Annotated in this window: 15 protein-coding genes; 7 read left to right on the top strand and 8 right to left on the bottom strand. The window is 68.7% G+C overall.

Annotated features, from left to right (window positions below; translation table 11 throughout):
* Positions 1-13 precede the first annotated feature (13 nt).
* Positions 14-634, bottom strand: coding sequence for a TetR/AcrR family transcriptional regulator (locus ACYVII_RS10015; RefSeq protein WP_460534475.1), 621 nt, complete (start codon positions 632-634; stop codon positions 14-16).
* An 87-nt stretch (positions 635-721) separates the two neighbouring features.
* On the opposite strand from ACYVII_RS10015, the gene ACYVII_RS10010 reads away from it, so the two are divergent.
* Positions 722-1,429: an SDR family oxidoreductase gene (locus ACYVII_RS10010; RefSeq protein ID WP_460534473.1), complete on the top strand. Its 708-nt coding sequence runs from the start codon at positions 722-724 to the stop codon at positions 1,427-1,429.
* Between the two features lie 114 nt (positions 1,430-1,543).
* On the opposite strand, the gene dapD is transcribed toward ACYVII_RS10010, so the two are convergent.
* Entirely contained in the window at positions 1,544-2,539 is a 996-nt protein-coding gene (gene dapD, locus ACYVII_RS10005) for a 2,3,4,5-tetrahydropyridine-2,6-dicarboxylate N-succinyltransferase (RefSeq protein ID WP_460534471.1), read from the bottom strand.
* 17 nt (positions 2,540-2,556) lie between these two features.
* Here dapD and dapE point away from each other — a divergent pair, with 17 nt between their 5' ends.
* The 3 genes from dapE to ACYVII_RS09990 all read left to right on the top strand — a co-directional run bounded on the left by dapE (position 2,557) and on the right by ACYVII_RS09990 (position 5,153).
* Positions 2,557-3,630: a succinyl-diaminopimelate desuccinylase gene (dapE, locus tag ACYVII_RS10000; RefSeq protein WP_460534469.1), complete on the top strand. Its 1,074-nt coding sequence runs from the start codon at positions 2,557-2,559 to the stop codon at positions 3,628-3,630.
* Between the two features lie 40 nt (positions 3,631-3,670).
* Complete coding sequence (locus tag ACYVII_RS09995; RefSeq protein ID WP_460534467.1) at positions 3,671-4,915, top strand: hypothetical protein; 1,245 nt, start codon at positions 3,671-3,673, stop codon at positions 4,913-4,915.
* A gap of 64 nt (positions 4,916-4,979) precedes the next feature.
* A complete protein-coding gene (locus ACYVII_RS09990) occupies positions 4,980-5,153 on the top strand; it encodes a DUF3117 domain-containing protein (RefSeq protein WP_440294658.1) in 174 nt (57 codons plus the stop codon).
* Positions 5,154-5,249: 96 nt separating this feature from the next.
* On the opposite strand, the gene ACYVII_RS09985 is transcribed toward ACYVII_RS09990, so the two are convergent.
* Positions 5,250-5,882, bottom strand: coding sequence for an O-methyltransferase (locus ACYVII_RS09985; protein WP_460534465.1), 633 nt, complete (start codon positions 5,880-5,882; stop codon positions 5,250-5,252).
* A 178-nt stretch (positions 5,883-6,060) separates the two neighbouring features.
* Between ACYVII_RS09985 and ACYVII_RS09980 the strand changes: the two genes are divergently transcribed.
* Positions 6,061-6,441: a twin-arginine translocase TatA/TatE family subunit gene (locus ACYVII_RS09980; protein ID WP_460534463.1), complete on the top strand. Its 381-nt coding sequence runs from the start codon at positions 6,061-6,063 to the stop codon at positions 6,439-6,441.
* 41 nt (positions 6,442-6,482) lie between these two features.
* On the opposite strand, the gene ACYVII_RS09975 is transcribed toward ACYVII_RS09980, so the two are convergent.
* From ACYVII_RS09975 to ACYVII_RS09965, 3 genes are read right to left on the bottom strand one after another with little or no spacing between them, the layout of a single operon-like run.
* On the bottom strand, positions 6,483-7,637 hold the full coding sequence (locus tag ACYVII_RS09975; RefSeq protein WP_460534461.1) for a P-loop NTPase: 1,155 nt from the start codon (positions 7,635-7,637) through the stop codon (positions 6,483-6,485).
* Entirely contained in the window at positions 7,630-8,226 is a 597-nt protein-coding gene (locus tag ACYVII_RS09970; protein ID WP_460534459.1) for a DUF1003 domain-containing protein, read from the bottom strand. Before ACYVII_RS09970 ends, ACYVII_RS09975 begins: the two co-directional genes overlap by 8 nt.
* On the bottom strand, positions 8,213-9,535 hold the full coding sequence (locus ACYVII_RS09965; protein WP_460534457.1) for a magnesium transporter MgtE N-terminal domain-containing protein: 1,323 nt from the start codon (positions 9,533-9,535) through the stop codon (positions 8,213-8,215). Before ACYVII_RS09965 ends, ACYVII_RS09970 begins: the two co-directional genes overlap by 14 nt.
* A 68-nt stretch (positions 9,536-9,603) precedes the next feature.
* Between ACYVII_RS09965 and ACYVII_RS09960 the strand changes: the two genes are divergently transcribed.
* Positions 9,604-10,326, top strand: a complete 723-nt coding sequence (locus tag ACYVII_RS09960; protein ID WP_460534455.1) for a YflT domain-containing protein — start codon at positions 9,604-9,606, stop codon at positions 10,324-10,326.
* Positions 10,327-10,335: 9 nt separating this feature from the next.
* On the opposite strand, the gene ACYVII_RS09955 is transcribed toward ACYVII_RS09960, so the two are convergent.
* Positions 10,336-11,883 carry an aminopeptidase P family protein gene (locus ACYVII_RS09955; protein ID WP_460534453.1) on the bottom strand — a complete coding sequence of 516 codons (1,548 nt, stop codon included), beginning with the start codon at positions 11,881-11,883 and terminating at the stop codon, positions 10,336-10,338.
* Between the two features lie 89 nt (positions 11,884-11,972).
* On the opposite strand from ACYVII_RS09955, the gene ACYVII_RS09950 reads away from it, so the two are divergent.
* On the top strand, positions 11,973-12,842 hold the full coding sequence (locus tag ACYVII_RS09950; protein ID WP_460534451.1) for a PHP domain-containing protein: 870 nt from the start codon (positions 11,973-11,975) through the stop codon (positions 12,840-12,842).
* Between the two features lie 35 nt (positions 12,843-12,877).
* On the opposite strand, the gene ACYVII_RS09945 is transcribed toward ACYVII_RS09950, so the two are convergent.
* Positions 12,878-14,332, bottom strand: coding sequence for a DEAD/DEAH box helicase (locus tag ACYVII_RS09945; RefSeq protein WP_460534449.1), 1,455 nt, complete (start codon positions 14,330-14,332; stop codon positions 12,878-12,880).
* Between the last annotated feature and the right edge of the window lie 114 nt (positions 14,333-14,446).

The following is a 14,446-nucleotide window of genomic DNA, read 5'->3' as shown; positions in this document are numbered from 1 at the left end:
CCACCTCCCGGAATCACGTAGAAGCCGGCCTCGACGCAGCCGCAGCCTCCTGTCGAGCGGGAGAGAGAAGGTCGAGCAGTGGTGCGAGATCGGTGGCACTCAGCGGACGCTCTGTTGCGAGCAGGCGGTACCAGATCACACCGAAGACGACATCGGCGAGCAGATCGGCAGGGAGGTCGCCAGGTGCATCTCCGCGCGCCCGAGCGCGATCGAGGAGCCCGATGAGGGCGCTCCGGCGCCGATCCAGGAAACCTTCGCGAAAGCGCACCGCGAAATCCGGGTCGATCTGTGCCTCAGCCATCAGGCTGCGCAGGAGCCCGGCGACTCCGGGGAACGCCAAGAGTGCGAATGAGTCGCGCAGGAACTGCTCCAGGTCACCGCGATACGACCCGCAATCGGCGGTTGAGACACCTAGATCCGCTTTCAGGGCGCCTGCTTCCAGAAGCACGTCGGCCTTGGTCGGCCACCATCGGTAGACCGTCTGCTTGCCCACGCCCGCGCGGGCTGCGATCCCCTCGATCGTCAAGCCGCGATAGCCGACTTCCTGGGTCAAATCGAACGAGGCGGTCAGGATGGCCAACCGGGCCCGTTCGTTACGTTTCGGACCCCGGCGCACTGGCTCGGTCTGCGTCATACAGCCGATGCTAGCAAATACGAGACGCTCCGGTTCGTTTCTCTGTTATCGTAAATGCGAACCGAAACGTCTCGTGAAAGGAATCTCATGCCCACCACCCTCGTCATTGGCGGCAGCTCCGGTATCGGCCTGGCCGCCGCTATCCGCCTCGCGGAACTCGGAGATTCCGTTCACATCGCCGGCCGCCGCGCCCAGACACTCGCGTCGGTGGTGCAGGCGCATCCCGCGTTGCAGCCGCATACCGTCGACGCAGGCGACGCGCAAGCCGTCGGGGACCTGGCTGCCGAGCTCGGCAGCATCGACCGCCTCGTCATCACTCTCAGCGGCAACAAGGGTGCGGGATCGCTTGCCGACCTTGAGCTCGACGTGTTGCGCAGCGCGTTCGATGAGAAGTTCTGGCCCACCGTCACTGCAATCAAGGCAGCGCTCCCGTACCTTGACCGCTTGGGTTCAGTCACGCTCGTCGGGGCGATCACCGCTCGCGCCGGCCTTCCCGGTACGGCCGGCATCGGTGCGCTCAACGCGGCAGTGGAAGGTCTGGTCGCGCCGCTGGCGGCCGAACTCGCGCCCGTTCGCGTCGATGCTGTCTCGCCCGGCTACGTAGACACCCCGTGGTGGAGTATGGTTCCGGACGCCGATCGCGAAGGGCTGTTTGCTCAGGTCGCTGCAAGCCTTCCCACCAAGCGGATCGCTACCGCAGATGACGTCGCCCAAGCCCTCGTGCTCCTCGCGACCAACCCCAACATCACCGGAACCGTGATCGAGTCTGATGGTGGAGCACATCTGGCCGGCTAGACGTGAAGTCGGCGCACTTGGCCGCGGCCGAGAAGGTTCTCGAGTGGATCCGCTCCCAGAAGGGCAACTCCTGCGAACGCCGCCAACAAGGCGGTCTGGTGAGCGAGGCCCGAATCAGGCGTGCAGCGTCGCGTTGAGACGGATGCCCTCGCCGCGACGCTGCAGCACCTCGACAGCACCGGTCAGAGAGTTGCGGCGGAACAGCAGATTCGGCACTCCCGAGAGCTCAAGCGCCTTGACCGTTTGCGGCCGCCCGGAGGCATCCGGAGAGGATCCGACGAGCACGACCTTGGTTCCGGGCATCACGTAGAGACCTGCTTCTACGATGCAGTCGTCGCCGATCGAGATGCCTACCCCGCTGTTCGCGCCCAGCAGTGAGCGCTCGCCGATCGAGACGCGCTGCGTACCGCCGCCGGAGAGCGTGCCCATGATGGAGGCGCCGCCGCCGATGTCGGAGCCCTCGCCCACGACGACGCCCTGCGACACGCGTCCCTCGACCATCGAGGCGCCCATGGTGCCGGCGTTGTAGTTGACGAAGCCCTCGTGCATCACCGTGGTGCCGGGGGAGAGGTGGGCGCCGAGGCGCACACGTGAGGCATCCGCGATCCGCACCCGGTCGGGCACGACGTAGTCGAGGAGGCGGGGGAACTTGTCGATGCCGCCGGCCTGGATGCCCGCGCGCTGCAGCGACGGACGCAGGCGCGCGTAGTCGTCAGGATGCATCGGCCCTGCACTGGTCCACGCCACGATCGGTAGGTGGGCGAAGAGCCCGTCTAGGTCGATCGTGTTCGGGGCGACCAGAAGGTGGGAGAGCAGGTGCAGCCGCAGGTACGCATCCGGTGTGCTGCCGATCGGTGCCGCCAGGTCGATCTCGATCGCACGCGCGTCCACGCGCACGTTGCGGCGGGCATCCTCACCGCTCGCCGCCTCGAGCTCCGCCGGAACGATCCACGGCTCCCGTCCAGCGGGCAGACGACCCAGCCGTGGCTGCGGGTACCAGGTGTCGAGCACGGTGCCGTCGCCGGCGACGGTGACCAGGCCGTATCCCCACGCGTGGGTCGGCTCGGCCGAGGCGGCGGGCATGGCGGCATCAGGGGAGGCGGCGGGCATGGCTCTAGATTAGTGGGGTGCCTCTGGACCTCACGGCCGGCCCTGTCGACCTCACCCGCGCCATCTGCGATATCGAATCCGTCTCGGGGAACGAGCAGCAGCTGGCGGATGCCATCGAGCACGCCGTTCGCGCAGTCGACCACCTCGAGGTGACCCGCGTCGGCAACAACATCGTCGCCCGCACGCACCTGGGGCGCGAGAAGCGGGTCGCCATCGCCGGTCACATCGACACCGTTCCGGTGAACGACAACCTGCCCACCCGGTTCGAGACGCTGGCCGGGGTCGATTACCTGTGGGGACGCGGCACGGTCGACATGAAGGCGGGTGTGGCCGTGCAACTGGCACTGGCACCGCAGCTGGTGGATCCGCGCTACGACATCACGTGGCTCTGGTACGACAACGAGGAGGTCTCCTCCGATCTGAACGGGCTCCGCCGGCTCTCGGTCGAGCGACCCGACCTGCTCGAGGCCGACTTCGCGATCCTCGGCGAGCCGAGCGGCGGCGAGGTCGAGGGCGGCTGCAACGGGACGCTCCGCGTCGACGTGCGCACCACCGGCCTTCGCGCGCACGCGGCCAGGCCCTGGGTGGGTGACAACGCCATCCACAAGGCGGCGCCCATTCTGGAGACCCTCGCCCGCTATACCCCGCGCGAGGTGCACGTGGACGGGCTCGTGTACCGCGAGGCGCTGAACGCCGTGATGATCAGCGGGGGAGTGGCCACGAACGTCATCCCCGACGAATGCGTCGTGCACGTGAACTACCGGTTCGCGCCCAGCAGGTCGGGCGAGGAAGCGGTGCAGATCGTGCGTGACCTGTTCGGTGAGCACCACGTCACGGTCGTCGACCTCGCCGAGGGTGCGAGGCCCGGGCTCGACACGCCGTTCGCGCAGGAGTTCCTCGCCGCGGTGGGAGCGACGGCCAAGCCGAAGTACGGCTGGACGGATGTCGCACGCTTCGCCGCGCTCGGCATCCCCGCCGTCAACTACGGCCCGGGCGACCCGCTGAAGGCGCACGCGGACGACGAGCGGGTGGCGCTGTCGGAGATCGTGGCCTGCGAGCAGGGGCTGCGTCGCTGGCTCACGGCCCAGTGACTTTCGACGCAGTGACTTTCGACACGGTGACGACGACGCTGTGACGGGCACCGACACCGGTTACCGGGCGACGGGATCGAGAATGCTCGCGATCCGCCTGCGTTATCGCCTCACTCCGTGGTGGGTGAAGGTCATCGTCGTGTACCTGCTCGCGCGGCTGGTGAGCACCGTGATGCTGCTCGTGCTGGCGAGCGTGCAGGGCCCCAACCCGTGGACGGGGGCGCATCCCGGGTACTTCGACTACGCCTCCATCTGGGACGGCCGGTGGTACGACATCGTCGCCGAGGCCGGCTACCCGAAGTCCCTGCCCATCGGGGCCGACGGCACCGTGCAGCAGAACGCGTGGGCGTTCCTGCCCGCCTACCCGTTCCTGGTGCGCGTCGTCATGACCGTCACGTTCCTGCCCTGGTCGCCGGCCGCCGTGCTGGTCTCGTTCGGGTTCGGGCTGGGCGCGGCCCTCGTGTTCTACCGGCTCATGGCCCTGCGCCTGCCGGGCTCGACGAGCCTGTTCGCGACCGTGATCTTCTGCGCAGGCCCCACCTCGCCGCTCTTCCAGCTGGCGTACGCCGAGTCGATGTACCTGTTCTTCCTCATGCTGGCGCTCTACCTGCTGCTGAAACGCCAGTACTGGTGGATGCTCGCGCCCGTTCTGGTGATGGCTTTCACGCGCCCCAGCGGGCTCGCCTTCGCCCTCGCGATGGGCTTTCACGTGGTGTATCGCTGGGTGGTGCGGCGACGCGACGGTTTCGCGGTGCGCGAGCGGGTGGCATCCATCATCGTCATGGCCGTCGCCGGCGTCTCGGGCATCGCGTGGCCGGCGATCGCGGGCTTGGTCACCGGCGTTCTGGATGCCTACACCGCGACCGAGCTGTCGTGGCGCGCCGACTACATCGGCTATGTGCATCTGATGCCCTTCACCCCGTGGGTGCAGGCGGCGGACTGGTGGTTCGGGCTGTTCCTGCAGACCTCGCCGTGGCTCGGCTACATCACGCTGGTGACGGTGCTCGCACTTTTCGGCATCTGGATGTTCGCCCCGTCTGTGCGCCGACTCGGCGTCGACCTTCGCTTCTGGTCGCTCTCGTACGCGCTGTACCTGCTCGCGGTGTTCTTCCCGCAGTCGAGCACGTTTCGGCTGCTGGCGCCGATGTCGCCGCTGGCCGGGGCGATCGCGCAGCCGAAGAGCAGGATCTACCGCGTCGCGATCGTCGTGTTCTGCCTCGCTCTGCAGTGGGGATGGCTGCTCGTGTGCTGGGGTGTCGACGGTCTCGACTGGTCTCCGCCGTGAGGCGATTTCCCAGCAGTTCATCAGATGTCGGATAATGGAGAGACATCCACGAAAGGGGAGCTACATGGCGGCCATGAAGCCGAGAACCGGAGACGGACCCATGGAGGCTGTGAAGGAGGGGCGGCTCATCATCGTGCGCGTCCCCCTTGAAGGTGGAGGCCGGCTCGTCGTCTCGGTCAATGACGCCGAGGCTCAGGAGCTTCACGACGTGCTCGGCGCGGTCATCTCGGGCAGCTGACGCTACGCGTAACAAAGCACCACACGAACGAGAGCGGATGCCGCAGGGCATCCGCTCTCGTTCGCTTACGACCGGCTTGTGAGGGCCGGTTTCGGCTCAGTCGCCGAGCTTGGTGAGCTGCAGCAGCCCGTCGCCCACCGTGCTCAGAGCGCTGACGACGGCGGGTGATGCGGCGATCTCGGTCACGAGCGTACGGAACCCGGTGGTCACCTCGTCGCGCTGAGCGGGGTCCGCGACCCTGCCCTTCCACAGGGCGTGCGCGACGAGCACCGTGCCGCCGGGGCGCGCCAGGCGCAGCGCGTGCTCGACGTACTCGATGGCGCCGGCCGGATCTGCGTCGACGAACACGATGTCGTACGCGTTCTCGTTCATCCGCGGAAGCACGTCGCGGGCACGGCCGGTGATGAGCCGCACGCGTGCCGGCTGGATGCCCGCCTCGGTGAAGTTGGACCTGGCACTGTGCAGGTGGTCGGGTTCGACGTCGATCGAGGTGAGCGTGGCGGAGGATCCGCCGCGTAGCAGCCAGAGACCGGACACCCCGACTCCGGTGCCCACCTCGAGGATGCTCGTGGCCCTGGATGCCGCGGCGATGACGGCGGACTGTGCACCGATCGCGGGTGCGACGGGCTCGATGCCGAGCTCGAGGGACTGCGCCCTGGCCGCCTGGATCGACTCCGGCTCGGCGACGATGTCGCTCGCGAACTTCCAGCTCTGATCGTGATGAGACACGTGAGGCTCCTTCCTCGGCCTCAAGACTACGGCCACTGCAACAGGGTTCCCCGCCGCCGCGCTCGGCCTTGTCGCCGGTTGAGCCTGGGCTCCAGATGCCGGAGCCTCCGCGCCGCCTAGTGGCGCGTGGAGGGCATGAGGGAGCGAAACCCGGAGGTAAATGGATAACGAGATGCTGATGACGCAGCCGGTGCGCAGCCGCTCGGGTTACTCTTTACGGGTGTTCGGTTTGACCATGGAGAAACTGGTGATCATCGCGGTGATCGCCGTGTTCCTCATCGGGCCGGGCCGGTTGCCGAAGTACGCCGCCATGCTCGGGCAGTGGGCGCGCAATCTGAGAAACATGGCCACCAACGCGACCGAGAAGATGCGCGAGGAACTGGGGCCGGAGTTCGACGACGTCGACTGGCGAAAACTCGATCCCAGGCAGTACGACCCGCGCCGCATCATCCGTGACGCCCTGCTCGACGACGAGCCGGCTCCCACGCTGAGCAGGCCGGCCAAGTCCACCCGACTGGACGACGGGGCGCTACCTCCGTTCGACAGCGAAGCCACGTAGCACGTTTTCGGCGGCTGCTCGTGGTGCTCCCGCTCGGAGTATCAGGTTCGTGGCCGGGGGTTCAGGGACCGTCCGGCGAGACCGCGGGGCCGCGAAGCGATGCCGTCGGCGACCGTCGCGATCGCGACCGCGGCGGGATCCGCGGGATCCGCCACCACGATGGGCTCTCCGGCATCGCCGCCCCGTCGTAGCGCAACGCTGAGCGGAACGGATGCCAGCACCGGCACCTCGTGCTCCGTCGCCTCGGACAGCCGGGCGGCAGCCTCCGTGCCTCCACCCGAGCCGAACAGCTCGAGGACCGTGCCGTCGGGCTGGGGGAGCCCCGCCATGTTCTCGATGACGCCGAACACGTTCTGTCCGGTCTGCCTGGCGACGACGCCACTGCGCACCGCAACGTCGGCCGCGGCAGGCTGCGGCGTCGTCACCACGATCACGTCCGCGCCCGGCAGGAGCTGCCCGACGGAGATGGCGACGTCGCCGGTGCCGGGCGGCAGGTCGAGCAGCAGCACGTCGAGGTCGCCGAAGTACACGTCGGTGAGGAACTGCGAGATCGTGCGGTGCAGCATCGGGCCGCGCCACGCCACGGCCGTCGAGGCGCCCTGCCCCCGTGACGGGTCGAGGAACATGCCGATCGAGATGGTCTTCACGCCGTAGGCAACCGGCGGCAGGATCATGTCGTCCACCCGCGTCGGCTGCTGCGTGGCGCCGTCGTGGACGAGGCCGAGGATGCCCGGAATCGAGAACCCGTACACGTCGGCATCCACAAGCCCCACCCGGAGCCCGCGCTCGGCCAGCGCGACCGCGAGGTTCGCCGTGATGGTCGACTTGCCCACGCCGCCCTTGCCGCTCGTCACCGCGTACACGCGCGTCAGTGAGTCAGGCGTGAACGGATTGGTCCGGCCGCGGGATCCGCGCAGCCGTTCCGTGAGCGCGGCACGCTCGGCGGGCGTCATGACAGAGACCGTCAGGTCGACGGAGGTCACGCCTGGGGCCGCGGAGACCGCCTCGCGAACGTCGCGTTCTATGGTGTCGGCGGCGGGGCATCCGACGATCGTCAGCTTGATGCCGACGGATGCCCGGCCCGCCGCATCCACCGACACGTCATCGACCATGCCCAGCTCGGTGATGGGCCGCCGGATCTCCGGGTCGATGACGCGCGCCAGCGCCGAACGCACGCCATCGATGGCGTCAGCCACGCGCGGGCTCGTCGCGCGGCGCGCGCCGTGGCGCTGGAACCCCGGACGTCTCGGCACCCGCCGGCTCTCCCGGCTCGTCCTGCGCCCGCTCGTCGCGGCCGCGTTCCAGTTCCTCCAGGAGGGCGCGCAGCTCGGCTCGGATGAAGTCCTTCGACGCCATGTCTTTGACGGCGAGACGCAGGGCCACCACCTCGCGTGCCAGGTACTCCGTGTCGGCGAGGTTGCGCTCGGCGCGCTGCCTGTCCTGCTCGATCTGCACCCGGTCGCGGTCATCCTGCCGGTTCTGCGCCAACAGGATGAGCGGCGCCGCATACGACGCCTGCAGCGAGAGCATCAGCGTCAGCAGCGTGAAATTCGTGGTCGCCGGGTCGAACTGCAACGAGTGCGGCATCGCGATGTTCCAGACCAGCCAGACCGTGACGAACACGGTCATGCCGATCAAGAAGGCGGAGGTGCCCATCGCGCGCGCGAACGCCTCCGAGAACCGGCCGAACGCGTCACGGCCGCCCTGCCCTCCCCGCCGCAGGACGGAGGTTCGCAGCCCCTTCGGGGCATCCAGTCGTGCGACGGCCCGATCAGCGCGTGCCATGGCTCACCCTCTTTCCCGTGTTGCTGCGTGTGCGGACGTTCGCCGCCGAGCGCTGCCCGGCGGGCAGCTCGTCGTCTTCGTCGTGACTTCGCCAGTCGTCGGGCAACAGGAAGTCGAGGATGTCGTCAATGGTCACCACCCCGACGAGCCGGTAGTTGTCGTCGACGACAGGCACCGAGACCAGGTTGTAACTGGCCAGGATGCGGGAGACCTCGGCCGCCGACGTGTTCGCCGTGACCGGTTCCAGAGTCTGGTCGATGATAGTGCCGAGCCGTTCGTGCGGCGGGTAGCGGAGCATCCGCTGGAAGTGCACGAGGCCGAGGAAGCGACCGGTCGGCGGCTCGTACGGTGGCAGCGTGATGCACACCGCGGCCCCGAGCGCCGGGGCGAGCTCCTGCTTGCGGATGAGCGCGAGACCCTCGGCGACGGTGGCGTCGGCGGAGAGGATGATCGGCTCGGTGGTCATGAGACCGCCCGCCGTGTCCGGTTCGTAGCTGAGCAGCATGCGGACGTCGTCGGCCTCTTCGGGCTCCATCAGCCCGAGCAGGTGCTCGCCGCGGTCGCTCGGCAGCAACCCGACGAGGTCGGCGGCGTCGTCCGGCTGCATCTGGTCGAGCACGTCGGCGGCGCGGTTGTCGTCGAGGCTGGAGAGAATCTCGAGCTGGTCGCTCTCCGGCATCTCCTCGAGCACGTCGGCGAGACGGTCGTCGGGCAGCTCGCCCGCCACCTCCAGCCGTCGCTGCTCGGGAAGGTCGAGGAGCGTGTTCGCCAGGTCAGCAGGCTTCAACTCCGAGTACGTCGCGATCAACTGCTCAGCGGACTGAGGCTCGCCCTTGGCCGGGCGCTCCCGCACGTCGCTCCAGGTGACGAATGCGGTGGCGCCCTTCGCGAAGGGCGATGCGCTCGTCTTCGGCCGCCGCACGAAGAGCTGTGAGATGGACCATTCGGTCGGTGAGGACTGCTCGATCGCGACGTCTTCGATGGTGGCCGGTCCTGAGCCGTCGCGGAAGTCGACGGTGCGGCCGAGGATCTCCGCGATCACCCGCACTTCGCCGCCGCGCTGCTCGAAACGGCGCACGTTGATGAGCCCGGTCGTGATGATCTGACCGGCGCCGATACTGGTCACCCGGCCGATGGAGACGAACACGCGACGTTTACCGGGGATCTCGACGACGAGTCCCACGACGCGCGGCGGATCGCTCTTGCGATAGACCACGAGCACGTCGCGTACCTTGCCCACGCGGTCACCCGCTGGGTCGAAGACCGTGCACCCGGCCAACCGGGCCACGAAGACGCGTGCTGCACTCACATGTAAACCTTAGGCCTAGCTCGCTGAGCCAACTGAGTGCCGCAAGGGGAGCATGAAACAATGGCCGCATGAGCAGCCAAGGCCCGTTGGGCGGGCGTCAGCGTGGGGTGCAGCCGACGGTGCCGCGAGGCGAGGTGGTCGCGACGTTCGAGACGTACCCGGAGGCGCAGGCCGCCGTAGACGTGCTGGCGAGGGCGGACTTCCCGGTCGCGCAGGTCTCCATCGTGGGCAGCGACCTCAAGACCGTGGAGCGGGTCACCGGCAAACTCACCTGGGGCAGGGTCGCTGCGGCGGGCGCCGCATCTGGGGTATGGCTGGGCATCTTCCTCGGCCTGCTGCTGCTCATCTTCAGCCCGGCGACGAGCTTCGGCGTGCTGTTGGCGGCACTGCTGCTGGGTGCCGGTTTCGGCATCCTCTTCGGTCTGGTCTCGTATGCGATCACGCGCCGTCGCCGCGACTACACGTCGATGACGCAGGTGCTCGCGACGAGCTACTCGATCATCGTCGACCCCGAGCTGGCGAACCGCGCTCGGAACCTGCTCGGTCCTGGGGGAGTAGGCAGTGGTTCCGGACCAGCCGGTGACAGTGCCGGGCCGACGTTCGCGCCGCCCAGTGAGCATCCATCGGACCCGCCACCCGCGCCGCCCGCAGGGCAGGAGCCCGGCCACGAGGACGACCCGAACGGTGGCAACGCACCGTCGGGGGAGCCGCCGCGCTACGGCGAACGTACCGACGAGCCGCCACGGTACGGCGAGCGGGCGGGCGAGCCGCCGCACGACGGCCAGCGCTGACCGGCCTGCCTATCGCAACCGCGCGATCCAGGCCTCGACGTCGTCGGCGGTGCGCGGGATGGCGATCGAGAGGTTCTCGGCTCCGGCTTCGGTGACCAGGATGTCGTCTTCGATGCGCACGCCGATGCCGCGGAACTCCTCCGGAACCGTGAGGTCGTCCGGCTGGAAGTACAGACCGGGCTCGATCGTGAACGTCATGCCGGCGCGCACCTCGCCGTCGATGTAGAAGTCCCGTCGTGCTTGCGCGCAGTCGTGAACATCCAGGCCGAGGTGGTGGCTCGTGCCGTGCACCATATAGCGGCGGTGCTGCTGCTGGTCGGTCTGCAGCGCCTCCTCGGCGGTGACCGGAAGCATGCCCCACTCGGCGACGTGACGGGCGATCACCCCCATGGCTGTTGCGTGCACCTCGCGAAAACGGATGCCAGGACGCACGATCGCGAACGCGGCATCGGCTGCCTCGCGCACCGCCTCGTACACCAGCCGCTGTGTCGGCGTGAAGGTGCCGGTGACCGGCAGCGTGCGCGTGATGTCGGCGGTGAACAGGCTGTCGACTTCGACACCGGCATCGATGAGCACCAGGTCGCCGGGACGCACCGGGCCGTTGTTGCGCGTCCAGTGCAGAATGCACGCGTGCGGCCCAGACGCCGCGATCGTGTCGTACCCGACGGCATTGCCATCCAACCGTGCCCTGGCGTTGAACACTCCCTCGATGATGCGCTCGCCGCGCTCGTGCTCGGCGATGCGGGGGAGTTCGCGCACGATGTCGTCGAAGCCGCTCGCGGTGGCGGCAACGGCCGCGCGCAGTTCGGCGATCTCCCAATCGTTCTTCGTGAGCCTCAGCTCGGAGAGGTCGCGTGCCAGCTCGGCATCGGCGTCTGCGGCGGAGTCGTCTGCGTCGTGATCGTCCAGTTGCACGAGGCGGAGGCTGTCGATCTCGGCGGTGAGCTCCGGATCCGCCTCCCGCACGACCAGCGTCGACTCGTCGAGGGTGTCGAGCACCTGTCGCAGCTCCGCGATGTGCCGCGTCGGCAGCGCGAGATCTCCGGCGACCTGCGCGAGCGATGGGCGCGGCCCGATCCAGAACTCGCCGATCTCGGGGTTGGCGTAGAACTCGTCGGAGTCGCGTCCCGCGCGCTCCCGGAAGTACAGGGTTGCGTCATGGCCGTTCGCGGTGGGCTCGAGTACGAGCACGCTGCCCGGTTCGGCATCCGATCCCCAGCCGGTGAGCTGGGTGAAGGCGGAGTGCGCGCGGAACGGGTAGTCCGTGTCGTTCGAGCGCTGCTTGAGTCGCCCGGCAGGAACGATGAGTCGCTGTCCCGGATGCCTGTCCGAGATCGCCTGCCGGTGTGCGGCCGCCGAGGCGACGGCATCCCGGGGCCCCGGCACCGTCTCGTCGCGGTCCGCCCACCCGGAGCCGATGTACTCGGCGAACGCGGACGACGCGGGCGTCGTCGAGCGATTCTGGGTGGCGCGCGGTTTCGGCGCATCCGTCGCGGAGGATGGCGCGGGTGCTGCCGTCGCCGCGGCTTCGGTCGAGGAGGTGGCGGTGTCGGACATGCGTCCATTCTCTCGCGTGCGCCCGAATGCGCTTTCGTGTGGACGTCCGCGCACGCTCGGCGGGTGGTGCGCGGCAATACGATGGTGGGATGGCCGACGACCCACGGGATTTCCGTGCCCCGATCGATCTGCACACGCACTCCAGCGTCTCCGACGGCACCGAGTCGCCCGACGAGCTGGTCCGGGCGGCCGCCGGCGCGGGGCTCGGCACCGTGGCGCTCACCGACCACGACTCGACAGCGGGATGGGCGGATGCCTCGGACGCGGCATCCGACGTCGGCATCACGTTCATTCCCGGCATGGAGCTCTCCACGCGGTATGGCTGGAAGAGCGTGCACATGCTCGCCTACCTCTTCGACCCGTCGGACGAGCCGCTGTCGGCCGAGCTGGAGCGCATCCGCGAGGGACGCAGGAGCCGCGCGGAGACGATGGTCGCCCGGCTGGCACTCGACTACGACCTGAGCTGGGACGACGTCATGGCACACACGGCGGTCGGCGCGACGGTGGGGCGGCCGCACATCGCGGACGCGCTGGTGTCCAGGGGTGTTGTGCCCGACCGGTCGGCGGCCTTCGCGACGCTGCTGCACCCGCGCGGCGGCTACTACGAGCCGATCTATGCGCCGACGCCGCTCGACGGCGTGCGGCTGATCCGTGGTGCCGGCGGGGTACCCGTGCTGGCTCATCCTGCCACCAGGGGTCGAGACGGGATCATCCAGGACTTCTACCTGCAACGGCTCATCGATGCGGGGCTCGCGGGCCTCGAGCTGGACCACAGGGAGAACACCGACGACGGCAAGATCGCACTGCGCGACCTCGCTGACCGCTACGGACTCGTACTCACCGGATCCAGCGACTACCACGGTGCGGGCAAGCCGAACCGGCTGGGGGAGTACACCACCTCGCCCGAGGCGCTGGAGCGCATCCTGGCGGAGTCCGCCTACCTGGCCCGCACTGCCTGAGGTGCTCGTCGCGCGGTCAGCGAGAAGTCCGCGCGCTACTGCGCCGCAGGCGCGCCGCCAGCTGGACGGCGGCGACGCCGCCGACGCTGCGGGGCGGCGTTGCCGTCGTGGTGCTGGTGGCCCTGGCCGTCGTGCGTGCCAGTGGCGACCTTCTCGGCGCCTGCCGCGGCATCCGCTGCGACGCTCGGCGAACCGGACGCACTCCTGGTGCGACGGCGGTTGCGCGACCGGCTCGACGAACCGGATGCCTCACCCTCGGCCCCCGACTCGGTGCGTGAACGAGGGCGGTCGCTCTTCACCGGCGGGGTCGGCTTGAGACGCCCCTTGGCTCCCTCCGGGATCCCGAGGTCGCTGTAGAGGTGCGGCGACGACGAATATGTCTCGGTCGGCTCCGGCTGCCCGAACTCGAGGGCGCGGTTGATCAGTGCCCACTTGTGAAGGTCGTCCCAGTCGACGAACGTGACGGCCGTGCCCTCCCGTCCGGCGCGGCCGGTGCGGCCGACACGGTGCAGGTAGGCCTTCTCGTCTTCCGGGATCGTGTGATTGATCACGTGCGTCACGTCGATGACGTCGATGCCGCGAGCCGCGACATCCGTGGCGATCAGCACGTCGCGTTTGCCCGCGCGGAACGCGTTCATGGCACGTTCGCGCTGCTCCTGGCCCAGGTCGCCGTGCACCGCCGCGGCGTTGAAGCCGCGGTCGTTGAGCTCCTCCACGAGCTTCGCCGCGGCCCGCTTCGTGCGGGTGAAGATGACGGTCTTGCCGCGGCCCTCCGCCTGCAGGATGCGCGCGATCACCTCGTCTTTGTCCAGTGCGTGCGCGCGGTAGACGAGGTGCTTGATGTTCGCCTGCGTGAGGCCCTCGTCGGGGTCGGACGCCCTGATGTGGATCGGGCGCGTCATGAAACGGCGGGCCAGCGCCACGATCGGCGCGGGCATCGTGGCCGAGAACAGCATCGTGTGACGCGTTGCGGGCGTGAGGGAGAAGAGCTTCTCGACGTCGGGCAGGAAGCCGAGGTCGAGCATGCGGTCGGCTTCGTCGAGCACCATCTCGCGCACGTGCGAGAGGTCGAGGAGCCGCTGGCCGGCGAGGTCGAGCAGACGGCCGGGCGTGCCGACCACGATTTGCGCCCCCGCCTTGATCTGTTCGATCTGGCCCTCGTACGCCTTGCCGCCGTAGATCGAAACGATCGTGGTGGAGCGCCCAGAGGCGGCCAACTCGAGGTCTTCGGCCACCTGGATGGCTAGCTCTCGAGTCGGGGCGACGATGAGCGCCTGCACGCCAAGAGCGGGTTCGGGTCCGAGCCGCTGGATGAGCGGGAGCCCGAAGCCGAACGTCTTGCCGGTGCCCGTCTTGGCCTGGCCGATGATGTCTTGGCCGGAGAGCGCCAGCGGAATGGTCTGCTGCTGGATGGGGAACGGTTCGGTGATGCCCTTTGCGGCGAGTGCCTGAACCATGTCGGCATCGATGTTCAGATCGGAGAAAGTCAAGTGTTGTCTGCCTGTCGAAGGTGATGGGGCGGATCGAGGCGATCCGCGTGGCCGCGCCCGCACGGGTCGTCACGTCTTCACTGGGCACGGTGGCCGTCGATCCTGTGCCGACGG

Source organism: Humibacter ginsengiterrae (assembly GCF_054780115.1).
Note: the sequence above shows the minus strand (reverse complement) of the source record. Positions and strands in the feature narration are given on the sequence as shown.

Excerpts from the sequence above, each read along its gene's own strand:
- ACYVII_RS10010 (WP_460534473.1), top strand. The coding sequence starts at position 722 with ATGCCCACCACCCTCGTCATTGGCGGCAGCTCCGGTATCGGCCTGGCC.
- ACYVII_RS09980 (WP_460534463.1), top strand. The coding sequence starts at position 6,061 with ATGACGCAGCCGGTGCGCAGCCGCTCGGGTTACTCTTTACGGGTGTTC.
- ACYVII_RS09970 (WP_460534459.1), bottom strand. The coding sequence starts at position 8,226 with ATGGCACGCGCTGATCGGGCCGTCGCACGACTGGATGCCCCGAAGGGG.
- ACYVII_RS09950 (WP_460534451.1), top strand. The coding sequence starts at position 11,973 with ATGGCCGACGACCCACGGGATTTCCGTGCCCCGATCGATCTGCACACG.
- ACYVII_RS09990 (WP_440294658.1), top strand. The coding sequence starts at position 4,980 with ATGGCGGCCATGAAGCCGAGAACCGGAGACGGACCCATGGAGGCTGTG.
- ACYVII_RS10015 (WP_460534475.1), bottom strand. The coding sequence starts at position 634 with ATGACGCAGACCGAGCCAGTGCGCCGGGGTCCGAAACGTAACGAACGG.
- ACYVII_RS09955 (WP_460534453.1), bottom strand. The coding sequence starts at position 11,883 with ATGTCCGACACCGCCACCTCCTCGACCGAAGCCGCGGCGACGGCAGCA.
- ACYVII_RS09960 (WP_460534455.1), top strand. The coding sequence starts at position 9,604 with ATGAGCAGCCAAGGCCCGTTGGGCGGGCGTCAGCGTGGGGTGCAGCCG.
- dapD (WP_460534471.1), bottom strand. The coding sequence starts at position 2,539 with ATGCCCGCCGCCTCCCCTGATGCCGCCATGCCCGCCGCCTCGGCCGAG.